Origin of the sequence: Halogranum rubrum (assembly GCF_900114455.1) — an archaeon.
GTDB classification, from domain to species: domain Archaea; phylum Halobacteriota; class Halobacteria; order Halobacteriales; family Haloferacaceae; genus Halogranum; species Halogranum rubrum.
Genome location: NZ_FOTC01000001.1, coordinates 534,439 through 547,935, shown reverse-complemented (window position 1 = coordinate 547,935; position 13,497 = coordinate 534,439). Strand labels below are relative to the sequence as shown.

The 13,497-nt window shown below is 58.2% G+C and carries 12 protein-coding genes and 1 pseudogene; 6 read left to right on the top strand and 7 right to left on the bottom strand.

All coding sequences use genetic code 11. From position 1 onward, the window contains the following. The first annotated feature begins 2 nt into the window (after positions 1 to 2). Together BM083_RS02590 and BM083_RS02585 are read left to right on the top strand one after the other, a co-directional pair. Entirely contained in the window at positions 3 to 644 is a 642-nt protein-coding gene (locus BM083_RS02590) for a DapH/DapD/GlmU-related protein (RefSeq protein ID WP_089865368.1), read from the top strand. 138 nt (positions 645 to 782) lie between these two features. Beyond that, positions 783 to 1,604 (top strand): hypothetical protein, encoded by an 822-nt coding sequence (locus tag BM083_RS02585; protein ID WP_089865365.1) that lies wholly within the window; start codon positions 783 to 785, stop codon positions 1,602 to 1,604. A 9-nt stretch (positions 1,605 to 1,613) separates the two neighbouring features. On the opposite strand, the gene BM083_RS02580 is transcribed toward BM083_RS02585, so the two are convergent. Next, positions 1,614 to 2,480, bottom strand: a complete 867-nt coding sequence (locus BM083_RS02580; RefSeq protein WP_089865362.1) for a phosphate signaling complex PhoU family protein — start codon at positions 2,478 to 2,480, stop codon at positions 1,614 to 1,616. A gap of 178 nt (positions 2,481 to 2,658) precedes the next feature. Here BM083_RS02580 and BM083_RS02575 point away from each other — a divergent pair, with 178 nt between their 5' ends. Next, a complete protein-coding gene (locus BM083_RS02575) occupies positions 2,659 to 3,693 on the top strand; it encodes a phosphate signaling complex PhoU family protein (RefSeq protein WP_089865359.1) in 1,035 nt (344 codons plus the stop codon). Between the two features lie 40 nt (positions 3,694 to 3,733). Here BM083_RS02575 and BM083_RS22735 read toward each other — a convergent pair whose 3' ends face one another. Together BM083_RS22735 and BM083_RS02570 are read right to left on the bottom strand one after the other, a co-directional pair. Then, positions 3,734 to 3,964 carry a hypothetical protein gene (locus BM083_RS22735; RefSeq protein WP_143085663.1) on the bottom strand — a complete coding sequence of 77 codons (231 nt, stop codon included), beginning with the start codon at positions 3,962 to 3,964 and terminating at the stop codon, positions 3,734 to 3,736. Continuing rightward, positions 3,927 to 4,241 carry a hypothetical protein gene (locus BM083_RS02570; RefSeq protein WP_089865356.1) on the bottom strand — a complete coding sequence of 105 codons (315 nt, stop codon included), beginning with the start codon at positions 4,239 to 4,241 and terminating at the stop codon, positions 3,927 to 3,929. The genes BM083_RS22735 and BM083_RS02570 overlap by 38 nt, the downstream gene beginning before the upstream one ends. Positions 4,242 to 4,891: 650 nt before the next feature. Between BM083_RS02570 and BM083_RS02565 the strand changes: the two genes are divergently transcribed. Further along, positions 4,892 to 5,335 carry a universal stress protein gene (locus tag BM083_RS02565; RefSeq protein WP_089865353.1) on the top strand — a complete coding sequence of 148 codons (444 nt, stop codon included), beginning with the start codon at positions 4,892 to 4,894 and terminating at the stop codon, positions 5,333 to 5,335. A gap of 101 nt (positions 5,336 to 5,436) precedes the next feature. Beyond that, on the top strand, positions 5,437 to 6,822 hold the full coding sequence (locus BM083_RS02560) for an ATP-binding protein (protein WP_089865349.1): 1,386 nt from the start codon (positions 5,437 to 5,439) through the stop codon (positions 6,820 to 6,822). Between the two features lie 237 nt (positions 6,823 to 7,059). On the opposite strand, the pseudogene BM083_RS02555 reads toward BM083_RS02560, so the two are convergent. The 3 genes and pseudogenes from BM083_RS02555 to BM083_RS02545 form a co-directional block, all read right to left on the bottom strand. Continuing rightward, positions 7,060 to 7,347, bottom strand: a pseudogene (locus tag BM083_RS02555) (zinc ribbon domain-containing protein); the annotation flags it as partial. A gap of 709 nt (positions 7,348 to 8,056) precedes the next feature. Next, positions 8,057 to 9,991, bottom strand: a complete 1,935-nt coding sequence (locus BM083_RS02550) for a hypothetical protein (protein WP_143085662.1) — start codon at positions 9,989 to 9,991, stop codon at positions 8,057 to 8,059. After that, positions 9,992 to 10,519 carry a hypothetical protein gene (locus BM083_RS02545; protein WP_089865343.1) on the bottom strand — a complete coding sequence of 176 codons (528 nt, stop codon included), beginning with the start codon at positions 10,517 to 10,519 and terminating at the stop codon, positions 9,992 to 9,994. 265 nt (positions 10,520 to 10,784) lie between these two features. Here BM083_RS02545 and BM083_RS02540 point away from each other — a divergent pair, with 265 nt between their 5' ends. Then, positions 10,785 to 11,363 carry a type IV pilin domain-containing protein gene (locus BM083_RS02540; protein ID WP_245756833.1) on the top strand — a complete coding sequence of 193 codons (579 nt, stop codon included), beginning with the start codon at positions 10,785 to 10,787 and terminating at the stop codon, positions 11,361 to 11,363. Positions 11,364 to 11,482: 119 nt separating this feature from the next. Here BM083_RS02540 and BM083_RS02535 read toward each other — a convergent pair whose 3' ends face one another. After that, entirely contained in the window at positions 11,483 to 12,463 is a 981-nt protein-coding gene (locus tag BM083_RS02535) for a homing endonuclease associated repeat-containing protein (protein ID WP_089865340.1), read from the bottom strand. Between the last annotated feature and the right edge of the window lie 1,034 nt (positions 12,464 to 13,497).

Here is a 13,497-nt window from a genome sequence, read left to right as displayed (position 1 = left end):
CTGTGACTTTCATCGAATCATACGGCCCGGACCGGACGCTCGAACTCGAGCCAGCGCCGACGCTGCATGACCCGGTGTCGATTTCGAAGAGCGAACTCGGTGCGTGGACCGAGGTCAGGCAGGGATGTCGCCTCAACGAGTCGACCATCGGAGACTACACGTACCTGATGGAACGGGTTCAGTTGGACTACACCGACATTGGGAACTTTGGAAACGTCGCCTCCGACGTTCGTCTCGGTCCGACGAACCACCCCATCGACCGCCCGACAGCGCACCATTTCACCTACCGCGCGGAGATGTACGACATGGGCGAAGACGACGAGACTGTCTTTGACTGGCGTGCCGACAATCCGGTCGTCGTCGGCCATGACGTCTGGATTGGACACGGAGCGACAGTACTGCCGGGCGTCGAAATCGGAACCGGTGCCGTCGTCGCCGCGGGTGCTGTCGTCACGCACGACGTCGACCCCTACACCGTCGTCGCTGGCGTCCCTGCCGAACCACTCGACCGCCGATTCGACGAGGAGACAGCACGACGACTCCTCGAAACCGAGTGGTGGGAGTGGAACCACGAGACGCTCGCCGAGCGAGTCGACGCCTTCCGTGACCTCGAAACGTTTCTCGACCAGTACGCTCGGGAGTAGCGCTCGGTAGGCTGTCGGTGAGGCGAATCCGCCGGAGCGTGAGACAGCCACACTCTCGACAACGGTTGTCTCAATATCCCTCTTAGCAGGTGTTTTTACTCCGTTTCGGCGTACCGTCGAGTGAGTACTGGGGTCACCATGTCTGAAGAGAGTCACCACTCACGGACGGGACGAGGCAGTGGCCGAACACGTCGGCAGGTCCTCGGAACACTCGGGGTGACGGCCGTTACCGGACTCGCAGGGTGTCTCGACGGCGGCGGGAGCGACGACTCGACGACCACCCCGGGACGAATCTCGCGACGGTACGCGGTGGACGTCGACGAGGGACGAGCCGCGTTCCACGTCGACATCCCGAAGTCGGAGTACGTCACGGCTCGCGACCGCTCACGGTCGTTCACGCGCGCAGCCAACGCCGCGCGGGAGAGTCCGGCACTCGAACGACTCGGTCGACAGATTGCTCGGACGTACTCTTCGGACGCCGACCGCCTTCTCGCCGCGCAGGCAGTCGTGACCGACATCGAGTACGCACGCGACATCGAATCGACCGACCAACGGGAGTATATCCGCTATCCCGCCGAGACCATCGCCGAGCGGATGGGCGACTGTGAGGACCTCGCGTTCTTGCTCGCCGGTCTATTGTCCAGTTCGGCGCTCGACTTCCGGACCGGGTTCGTGATTCCAGAGGGCCACTGCGCCGTCCTCGTCGACACCGCCGACGTGCCGGCCACACTGCTCGCGTCCGACCCGCTCACCGTCAGGTTCGGCGGTCGGGAGTACGTCTACGTCGAGGCGGTCGAAGCGCACGCACCGGGCGCGTGGGCGCGAGACTACGGCACACGCTCACTGCTCGTCGCGTACCGCGATGGCTGGTATCCGCTCGACACCGCCGCCCTCGCTGATCACTCCATCGAGATGCTCACCGACCGAGACGTCGGGTCGGTAGTAGAGTTCTTCCAGTAACGAGTCGCCCTACGTTGGGATATGGTCGGGTTCGAGACCGACGTGAATCCGGGCGGCCATCTCTGCGGTGTGAACCCAGTAGTAGATGGTTCGTTCCAGTGCGCGCGTCATCGTCGCCAGTTGGCCGTACATCTCTGGGTCGTAGGCGGTGACCAGTTCGAACAGTTCGTCGAGTTGGCGATGCACCTCGTCTTCGACCGCATAGAGGTCGTCGAGTCGACCCGCGTCGGCGTCGAACAACACGTCGACGACGGCGTCGTGGATGTCGAGTCCGCCGTCGAAGATATCGAGGACGTGGTCGTGGACGATACCGACCGACTCCATCTCCATCTTCGCCGCGATATCGGCGATGTAACACGCACGATCACCGATGATTTCGAGGTTCGTGGCGATGATACCGAAATCAGAGGCGACCCGATTCCCCGGCCAATCGGTCGTCAACGTCATCGACTTCAACTCTTGGAGGACGACCAGACAGCGCTCGTTCGCCAGCGGTTCGAGGTCGTCGGCGCTCTGGTCGGGGTCGTCGCCAGCGAACTGTGTGCGGGCGGCCCGATACTGGTCGGTTGTGACGGCTTCGAGCCGTTCGAGTTGCTCGACGAGTCGCGTGTACATCGCTCCGTCGTCAGTGTGGAGTTCCGAGAGCGTCGGCGAGTGGTCGTAGACGGCCACGTCGTCGACGACGTACCCCTTTCGGACGATGCCGCGCCCTTTCAGTTCTTGGAGGAGTTCCGAGAGATAGTGCTCCGAGAGTCCGAGTTCGTCGGCGAGTGCCGCCTTCGTCTCCGGTGCCGTCCGGTCGATAGTCTCGATGACGCGAGCGAGGGTTATCTCACGACCACCCTGCGGCGTCAAACTGGGTTGGCTCCAACGCATTCTGTCCGGTCAACTCCCTCGGGTGTAGTTATTCGTTGGCCACGTACTGTCCGGACCAGTACATAGGTCTGTGACGTGACTGTGGTTCGACACTCAATAGCACTCAGTAGCGCTCCCGGTCGGATGCAAGTACTCATACGAACGGCTAAGGGCTGAACCACTCGTCGTCCTATCGAGTATGGAGACACGGAAGGTCCAACTGTCGGGCGGCACCACGTTCACCGTCTCACTCCCGAAAACGTGGGCCACCGAACACGGCATCTCGAGCGGGTCGGTCCTGTATCTGCACCCGGACGACGACGGCACGTTACTCGTCGAAGCGGGCACAGAGCGGAGCGACGACGACCGAACGGTCCGCCTCGACGTCACCGGCTACAGGACAGCGATGGTCCGACAGGCCGTCACGTCAATGTATCTCGTCGGCATCGACAAACTCGTTATCGTCGACCGGAACGGCCACGACGACGCTCGATTGGAGGCAGCGCTGGACCTCTGTGCGGAGTTGAGCGGCCTCGAACTCATGGAGACGAGCGATCGAACACTCGTCTTTCAGAACATCGTCGATCCGTCGAGCATCTCGATTCGCAAGACCGTCCTCCGGATGAAGCTCGTCGTCCTGTCGATGCACCGCGATGCGGTTCGCGCCGTCACCGACGGCGACGTAGCGCTGGCGAGTCGCGTCGTCGCCCGCGACAACGAAGTGGACAAACTGTTCTGTCTCGTCAGTCGGCAGTTCCAGCGGGCGCTCGACGACCTCCAGACCGTCGACGCGCTCGACACGACGCGTTCGGCACTCTTCGAGTACTTTCATACGGCCCGCCAGTTCGAACGGATCGGCGACCACGCGACGAAGATGGCCGGTCTCGTCGTCGAACACGACAGCGACCTGACCGACGTGAGCCTCGACGAGTTCACACGACTCGCCAACACCTCTCGCCGTATCGTCGAACGTGCTGCCGACGTCGTCCTCTCGGATGTCGACGTCACGACGGCGTTCGACATCCTCTCGGACGTCGCCGAACTCGAGGCCGCCGCCGACGACTTAGACAAGCAGCTCTATCAACACGAGAACGCCACGGCCGCCTTCGCGTTCGGCCTCCTGCTCGACAGCGTCCGCCGAACCGCGAGCTACGGACGAAACATCGCCGAGATGGGGATTCAACAGGCGATTCGGCGCGAGGAGACAGAGATGGTCGCGCCACGAGATGGGTGAGTCGGGAGACGGACGACGAGGGCTGGACGACCGCCGACCACTACTGCGTGGGGTGGCTGACGCGGAAACCGAACAGCCAGTCGCGCCACCCGAGACGTGCGCGCGCACCGTTTCCTTCGGGGAATCGGTCTTCTGTCTGCCCGTAGTTGAGCAGGATCACGAGGACCACCCTGCCGATGGTGTTGCCGGGCAGTACCGGGATGGTTCGCCCGTCCCCCGATTCTCTGGCGTCTTCATCTCGGCCTCGCTCCGTCAGTCTGCGATTGCTCACGTTCACGCTCGTTCCGTGCCGTCTCTTGCATCTCCTGTCGGTGAATCGTGTATCGTGTGAGTCGATACAGGAAGTAACTGAACAGCGCAAACGCGGCTAGTTCGACGAGGTAGAGTTCGACCGCTTCGGCGAGTGTGATTCGTTCGAGAGCGACACTCTGTGTCACGATCAAGACTGCGTAGGCGACGAACAACGTGAGCGCCGGCATGATTACGAGCAGTACACCCGTCGCGAGCAACCAGATACGGTCGAACCTGGAGTCGGTACCGTCGGGCATCTTACCCACCTTCCGACGTGACCGCGCGGCCGTGCTCGCTCCCAATAGAGTTTGACGTGTAGTCGCTGATTACCGCTAGCCGTCCTCGATTGAACACCATGATGTCTTATAGGCACAGCTATACATAATAATATCCAGCATATTGGCGATATAGTCAACTACCACAGTGGTTATTTCCAGATTGTGAATAAATCGGTCGAGTCGGTCGGCAGAGACGGAGGGGCGCCGTGAGCAGACTAGCCACGGCGATGAGTGACCGCTCGTCAGCGCGGTCGTCGCCGCCGTTCTCGGTGGCGTCCCCTTCGAGTGCGCACCTTCGCGCGATACGCTTACGGTCGTTTTTGTGCCATACCGAACGACTGAGAGGCGAAACGCGCCAGCATGCCGCGACTTACACATATTGCTAGCAATAAGCATACCGTCTACCCAAAGTGAAGACGACGTTGAATGGCGGTGCTCACATTACGGAGAACCTTGCTGAGGTCCCCTCGCCGTAAACAGAGGCTTCCCTCACGCGAAGAAGCACTGATACTGATTCGCCCCAGGTCAGGTTCACGCTCGTCGTGAACAGCGGAGTTCTCTCCTCGATTACAGAGCGAACTGCTCACCCCTAAGACACAGCCATATCCTTACCAAACCAACAGTACCGCATGTACTCCATCATCTTGGTCCCCACCGATGGCAGTGAAACGGCCACCCGGGCTGTCGACCACGCCATCGATCTCGCCACTCGCTACGACGCGACGGTCCATGCACTCTCTGTCGTCGACGTCAGCGAACTGGGACTTCGGACCCCCACAGATATCGACTCCGAAAAGCTCCGTCGACCACTCCGAGACCGCGCCCAGAACGCCGTCGGCGCCGTCGTAAACGCGTGTGACAAGGCGGGTGTCGACGTCGTCGAAGCCATCACAGTCGGGGTCACCCACGACGAAATCGTGGACTACGCCGCCGACAACAGTGTTGGGCTCATCGTGATGGGCACTCACGGCCGGAGCAGCCTCCCACGTGCACTCCTCGGCAGTGTGACAGAGCGAGTCGTTCGCTCGGCGAGCGTCCCCGTACTCGCCGTTCCCCCAGATAGCTCGCCGTGACGGTCGATAAGGAGTAGCTGTGGTCACTGAGAACCACCCCACGCGTTCACTTAGTCGACGAGAACAGCTAAGTCATTACCTAGATTATCATAATCTAGATTATGACCTTCTACGACCGTGCCGACGAACTTGCTGCGCTCCAAGGAGAGTTCGAAGCGAATCAATTCGGCTTCGTCGTGGTATACGGACGTCGACGGGTCGGGAAGACGGAGCTCCTCAAGGAGTTCTGTAGCGATCGACCACACGTTTACCACTTGGCGTCACAGGAGGCAGAACAACGACAGCGACAGAAGTTCGTCGAGGCGATTGCAGCGCACTGTGAGGAGCGCGTTCCGCAAATCGAAACCTGGGATGAGGCGTTCGAGTATCTCGGCGAAAAACTCGCTACAAACCAGTTCGTGTTCGTTATCGACGAGTTCCCCTACCTCGTTGAAAACAACGCTTCAATTCCGTCATATCTGCAATCGGTCGTCGATCAATACGGACCAAACTCACAGTCACTGCTCGTCCTCTGTGGGTCGAGTATTAGCGTCATGGAGTCGGAGGTGCTTGGACACGAAAGTCCACTCTACGGCCGACGAACGGCACAAATCGACTTGCAGCCGTTCGACTTTCGAACAGCGCGGAGCGCGATATCATACGAACTTGAGAGTTCGATTGAATCGTATGCGGTCACCGGTGGGACACCCATGTATCTCACGCTGTTCGACTATACTCAGTCGCTGGAAGACAATATTCGCCAGTATGTCCTCTCGAACACCTCTGTTTTGTACAACGAACCGGAGTTTCTACTGCGGACTGAGCTTCGAAACCCTGGTCGATATCTGAGTATTCTCGAAGCCATCGCAACTGGTCACACAACACCGAAAGAAATCTCTGGAGCGACCGGCGTCGATTCTGGCCCCCTTTCACAATACCTTCAGACGCTCCGTCGACTGCGCTTTGTCACTCGAGAGGTTCCCGTGACGGCGTCACAGAAGAAATCGAAACGGTCGCTGTACCACGTGGCAGACAATTTCTTATCATTCTGGTTTCGATTTATCGAACCAAATCGATCCAGTATCGAGCAAGCACCGAAACTCGTCTTCGAAGACGTGATTCGTCCCTCGTTCACCCATCATGTTGCTCGTGTCTTTGAGCGCATCTGCATCGAGGCAGTCTGGGAAGGAATACGCACAGACCGCTTCGATGGGCGGTATTCACAGGTCGGTCGGTGGTGGTACGGTGAAGAAGAAATCGACATCGTTGGCTTGAATCCAAACGACAACCGTCTGCTGCTTGCTGAATGCAAATGGACCACAGACCCGGTTGGAACGGCGCTCGCTGAGAATCTTCTCGAAAAGGCACACTCAGTGAGATGGCGAACGGGTGACCGTCACCAAGAGTTTGCTCTGTTCTCGAAAAGTGGTTTCACCGACGAACTCCACGAGCAGTTCGGTGATGAGTGGCACCTATTCGGATTATCCGAGCTTGAAGCGATTCTGTAGTCGTAGTACGTGGACGTTTGTATTCCGAGATTGGGGTGCCAAGTCCGCGCAGCCACGGTACCACCATCAGCGACGGCACACCTACTCGCCGCCTCAAGCACGGGCCGTTCGAATCGCGACAGCTACTCGGTGTCTACCAGTCCGCGAAATCAGATTTGGGATTGCCTACTCTGAAGTGACATCCTCCCCGTCGTGAACGACGGGGCTTCCCGTACCGCAGGTGGGATATTTGACGGTCTACGACACAACCTGTTCTCGCAGGGCGAACACCCCACTTTCTGAATCGAACAGGTGTACCGATGGCTGTGCCACACAGCCGTTACTCCTATCCTCGCCATGAGGACTCGGAGTTATCTTCTGTCGCATGTTCTCCGCCCCGTTGCAATCCGCGTTCCCGACCAATCCACACGACGAGCAGACGTACAACCCACGGTGTTTGCGGTTCCCTTTCGTATCGTCACCGCACACCGAACACGTCTTTGAGGTGTTCCACTCGTTCTCTTTCAGCACCTCGACACCGCGAATCCGGACGTGTGGCCAGACGCTACCGTTCGGCTGACGACTACGTGTACTCAGTACACGGTTGGGGCACCACTTCCCGTGGGACAAGTGTGGCGACAAAAGCACTCTCGAGCACTCAGCCACCACCAGCGAGTAGAGCACGTGTACGCTCAGCAACTGCGTCCCGCCGAGACGAGTCACACTCGGAGTCTTGATTGCTGGCCACGATTGGTTGTCGAGGAGCGTCTCGTGCGTACATCTTGCCCACGAGCGCGACTGTATCCCGCCAACGGGAGTCGAAGCCAGACGAACCAATCTGCACCTCACCGACGAACACCGCCACCCCGGACGCCCCATGCGGACCGCACACGTTGTAGCGTGCGGCGACTCCTCAGTGTGTTCTCTGGTTGTCCTTCTCGCACGTCTGAGACACTAGACCGCTGTCAGTGCACTCAGAGCCCTGGCAATACTGGCAATGGTGGTGTGTCTCACTCAACGACGTCGACGGCGGCGTTCGATGGGGCCCGCTGGTTGCACGCTCGATGAAACTCGACGAAGCCATTCCGTCCAGAGGACTCGTCTAAGCCTCGAATTCGCCCGGTTTTCACTTAGAACGAGGGGTGTCACCAGAAGGAGTGGCAGCCGTGTCTCTCCTGTGAGTACAGTCGTTCACACAGTGATGGGCAGATGGCCTCATTCGAGGTACGCTGCCTCTGAAAACGCGCGCGTTGCGTCAGAACCACCCCACACGTTCACTTAGCAGTTCGATGATGGGCAAGACGAACCCCGGCTCGAGTGCGAAATAGACGACGCCAGCTAGCAAGAGGAAATTGGTGGTGACCCCAGCAGTGACGCCGAGGATGGCCGCGCCAACCGGGGTGTATCGCTCGGGGAGACGGGTCTGGACGAGAAGCCAGAGTGCCAGGAGGGTCGCCGCCGTCAAATTGAGCCACGCGTGGACTTGGGCTGCCTCACCCAGGTTGGTGTCGAGAAGGATGAGAAGGACGACGAGGAGTTGCACGCCGATACAGACGGTACCGGTGAAAGCAATGCCAAGGGTGCGTGGATAGGTGAGCAAGTCATGAACTGCTCGAAAGCGGAAGACAGCGTAGAGCAACAGTGGCATCACAGGCAACAGATAACGGACTGTAATCATGACGTGCAGCGGGAGCACACGAAGATAGAAGAGCGAAAACAGCACCGCGATTCCCGCAACGAGAACGTCGGTCGCGTGGTGTGGTGTGAGCCTTCGTATTTCGACAGAGACCCCATCTCGAACTCGTCCGTAGAGTGCCTTCGGGAGGACAACGAGCGCAGCGAAGATCGGCGCCGACTCAAGTAGTGACAGATTGATTGCGTGACCCAAGTCTTTGCGTGCGACTTCCTCGATGTACCCACCCCGAATGAACACGTGATAGAGGCGTTGTGGTTCGAGCGCTGCTCGAAGGCCACCTTCAACTCTTATTGCAAGCTGGTCGATTGATTCTAAGAGCCCGTTAGCAACAACCTGGAGCGACGTGAGCAGTGCAATCCACACTGGCTGGGCTGAGCTACCAGTTCCGGGAGACGACCCCGGTGACGTCGAGGGACTGCCCACGAGTGATTCGGGGCCTGTGTAGCGCGGCAAGAACAGCGGCGGCGAGAAGGGGTTGCCTGCGATGAGGAGGTTCGTGAGCATGAACGGGAGTAGAGAGAGTCCGAAGACGCCGCCGACGACGGCGAGTTCACGCGGCGAGTTCGACTCGGCTGTGAGAAGGTCGACGGCGACGAGCGCCACGAAGATGACGAGTGCCTCCCCAGCTTGGAGCCACGTCGCCAGCCCGACGAAGGCATACGCAAGTGCTCGAAAACGAAGGGCCGTCGTTGCGGCGGCGGTCTCACGGCTCCGATAGAAGCTGTAGACGACCGCGAGAACGAGCGCCGCCATGTACGTGTGGCGTTTGGGGATGGCCGCCCAGAAGCTCACCGGGGTGGCGAAGACGATGGCGAGCCCTGCAGCGAGGCCAATACGTCGAGTATGAATACGCGTGAGTAGCCGATAGGTGAGCACGGCGACGAACGCCGCTGCGAGGATGGAGGTGAGCTGGAGGGCCAGCAGGGTGATCCATTTGTCGTCGAGCTGTGTTGCGACGGCGGTGTTGAGCGCGAAGATACCGAGTGCAAGGATGGCGCCAACGCGCGCAGCGAGGAGTTCGCGATTCAGGATGCGACCGACTTGATAGCACGTTGCGAGCAACGAGAGACACCACAGGCCGATAAGGCCAATTCGAAGGTCACCGACTGTTGTGAGCCCGCGTAGCGCATAGACCACAGGGAGCGTGAGGAACAACTGGCCGTAGTTGCGGCCATACCGCTGCCCGTTGTTCGTGACCATCCCGGGTGTGACACCCGATTCGGGGCCATAGATGATGTCAGTAACAGCGAAATGGCCATTGGCGAGGTTATAGAGCGCGTTCGCAATGGTGTAGTTGTCGTTGATGAAAACGCCAATGTGCCAAAAGAGACCCGCAAAGGTGACTGCCCCGAAGAATAGCAACAGCCCATAGTGGTCGCCGAAGAGTGCCGTGGTGAGTGTGTGGCGCGTGGCGGTGTCAGTAGATCCGTCGGCCGTGTCGCCGTGGCTTCGAGACGAGAGTATCGAGAAATCCAAATCCAAATCTAAATCCATCTACTGGCTGCCTCCCTCGACGACGATCGTTACGTTTCGAGTCGCGAGCGTGCGTGTCTCGCCATTCGAGCGAACTGAGAGCGTTGCCGTGGCTGGGTACGACTGATTCGTGAGTTTCGACGCCTCGATCTGACCTTCGGGTGTTCCGAGGGTGAAGTTCCGTGGGGAGTCGGCGTCGACGGCGCTCACTCCTTGGGTCATGTAGCCTAACTCCGGAATCTCGATCGCGAACGTGAGCATCACGGTGTTTGTGACAGATTCGATGTGAAGTCGTGCTGGTGGGAACGAGACTTTGTAGATCCCCGAGCCGGCGACACCTTTCTCGAGGTGGTAGCCTGTGTCGGGGATGGAGATGTTCGAGGCAACGAGTGTACCCGCTTCGTCGTCGACAGATGCGAGGCCACTCGGCTCAAGCTGCTCTGACTCGGTGGGTGTGAGGTCGACGGCGTGGACGAGCGGCCCACTCGTGACTGTTGCCACGGCGATACAACAGATAGTGAGTAACAGTGTACGGTGCGACGAGTTCATTTGCTGTCAGTGGGATATTGTATTTGATAAATCCGCTGGTACAGAGAGTCAATTCGGGTGTCTCATTCTAACTACCAGAAAATGGATATGTCTGTGCGCGTTTAGATTGCACAGCGGGTCTCTTTAAATAGTCGACTTGTTAAGTAATCAGTAACTACTGCTACTTACTCACACGTAACTAGGTGGGCGATTGCGCCGCCGTCTTTCGATTATCGAAAACCTTACTGAATTGTACATTCTGAGAATCAGCACAGTATTTATATACATGCAGATAGTCCTGAATGATGAACACGTCATAGACGGAACCACACCCACAACGTCAGAGGAGGTGCTTCGGGCATGGACCCGTGCAGTTGCCTCGGAGTGCGCTGGTGATGGGGTCGTTTCGACGGCGTGGGAGAAATACACAATGCAAATTCAAAATCTGTTCAACAAAGAAGATCGTGCTGTTTCACCCGTAATTGGTGTTATATTAATGGTCGCTATTACTGTAATTCTGGCTGCAGTGATAGGTACCTTCGTGCTCGGGCTCGGTAGCAACGTGCAGCAAAACGCGCAGGCCGGTGTGACGTTTGAGCAGTCAGGAACCGACGCTGATAATGGCGCAACAGTAAAAATCACCGTTAACTCCATTCAGCAAGCGGACTCATTCACTGTGAAGTCGGATGACGATGACGAAGAGTACAAGCTCAACGGCGACACCCAAACCTCGATTACAGCTGACTCGTCGATTGCAGTTGGCGACACCATCGAAGTAAGCAAGCTCAGTGACGGTGACAAGATCACTGTGACTGCAACTTACGAAGGCAGTAGCACCGTTATTGGCGAGTACACCGTCAAGTAAAGTTCTAACCCGCTGACGCAACCAGCCATCTTTCTTTCGGGCCCACCCTCCCGTAGCCGTGGGGCTATACAGTGGGTCCGTTCACTGATTTACACTCGAAGCAGTCTCGACTTAGACACTCAGCTCTCGGCATCGTAGTGACAGTCCCGACACAGCGTGACCAAGTTCTCTAACCGATTCGCGTTACGGTGGTCGTCAAACTTCCGTCGCTTGACGCGGTGATGAATGTGTAACCCCTGATTCCACTCAGCTTCGTGTTCGGCGTTCGTCAGACCGCAGTGTTGACACTCATAATTATCACGTTCAAGCGTCTTCTGTCGTTGTCGCTCCCAGTTCGAGCCATAGTCGAGATGGCCAATCACGACACCGTGCGCTTTGTTGATCGAGAGTCCGGCGGCACGGAGAGCGTCGTTCCACGTTCCAAACGCCCGAAGATACGGAAACACCGAGTACCGACCCCGTTCGTTCATCTCGGCGAACGTCGGGGTCCGACCGAGTTCGTCTACTAGTCGTTCGAGTTCACCCAACAGCGCATCTTTCGGTGTTCCTCTATCGTGTTCCGGGTCCAGCCCCGCCGCCTGCACCGCCTCGTTCCACGAGTCCCACTCGCGGTAGTACGGCCGCTGGCTGTAGCGACCGTAATCGGCCATCTCCGTCTGCGTTGGGGTCTTGCCTAACTCCTGTGCCAACTCGCACATCGCGTCGACAAGATCCACCCGAGAGAGCCGTCGATTTGTCCGTCTCCTACGATCCAATCCTGCAGCGTCCTTCGCGTCGCCCCACGAGCCGAACGTCCGGAGGTAGGTGTGCCCCGAAAATGTGCCGTGTTCGTCCATATCCTCGAAACGGGGAAGACGGTCAAGTTCGGTGTCGAGCCGCTGGAGTTCGGCGACGAGCCTGTCTTTCGAAATCTCGTTCTCGTGGTTCGTCGTTAACCCGGCAGCCTCTAATGCCGCGTTCCAACTGCCCCACTGTGTGTAGTACGGCGTCGACGAGTGCGGGCCATCGTCGTTCATCTGTGTCCGCGTCGGCGTCTCACCGAGTTCAGCGGCGAACGCTTGCAGGTTAGCGAGCAACGTCGCTTTGTCTAACTTCGTCATTTGAGTTCCTCTTGGCTTTCACTTGCCCGACCCGCACTGGCCCCGCCTTCGCGTATAAACCTCGACATCACCCGCCGCTGGCGACGTTCCAAAAAGTCCTGGCACTCGTGCACTGCAATCCGCTCAGGCAGGCCCTTCGCGCCACAGATGGCACACTCTTCGAGCGCTGTCATACTGCAACCTCAGAGAGCGTATCGGCGAGCCACTCAGAGAGCGAGCAATTGTCGTATCGACACACATCCCAACCAACGTGAGTCGCAGTGTAGTCTACCCACCGAGCAATCTCTTTCGTCTGCTCAACATGGACGATCTCGTCACCGACGACAACCCATACTACCCCAGCGGTGACGTCACAGTAGTGTGCTCGCCCTTCTGCATCTCTCCCGAGACAATGTCGGTCGTCAGTTAGTACGTCAAGTTCTTGTCTATCGCATTCATCTCGTAACATGGTCTATCTCAGCCTGAGAAGACCGTGCTCGCGTGCGCCAACACGCGGGTGTTTTCCAAGATCGCACCACCCGAGGAACACGGCTTCTCTACCTTTGCAGACTCCTGCAAAGGGTATAAGTGTTTCCTTTGCAGTAACCTGCATTGGACTTCGTATGCCCGTTCGAACAAACTAATGCAGATGGCTGCAATGGATTCGATATGGCTCATCGCGACGACAATTCTGGGCGGTATACCGAGACATATCCACTTGAGGTGTTCATCGAGGCGCTTGCATCACTCGGTGGGTCAGCCGGAACACAGGACGTCGCTGACGAAGTCGGCTGTAAATACCGGACTGCCAACGCCAAATTGCATGAATTAGATGATGAGGGGCGTGTGTCTTCGCGGAAAGTGGGGAATGCGTACCTGTGGACAGTTATCGACGACGAGTGAAATTGAAAGTGAACGAGAGGTAATTGCTGGCAACGCCTCCGATTCGTATCGGTACAAGACACGGTCGCTCTTTCGTGATCGAGTCGATGAAGTTGCGAAAGACGTCGAAGTCCTCAACACCACCCAGACTTACTCGAAGAACTCCGCGATGC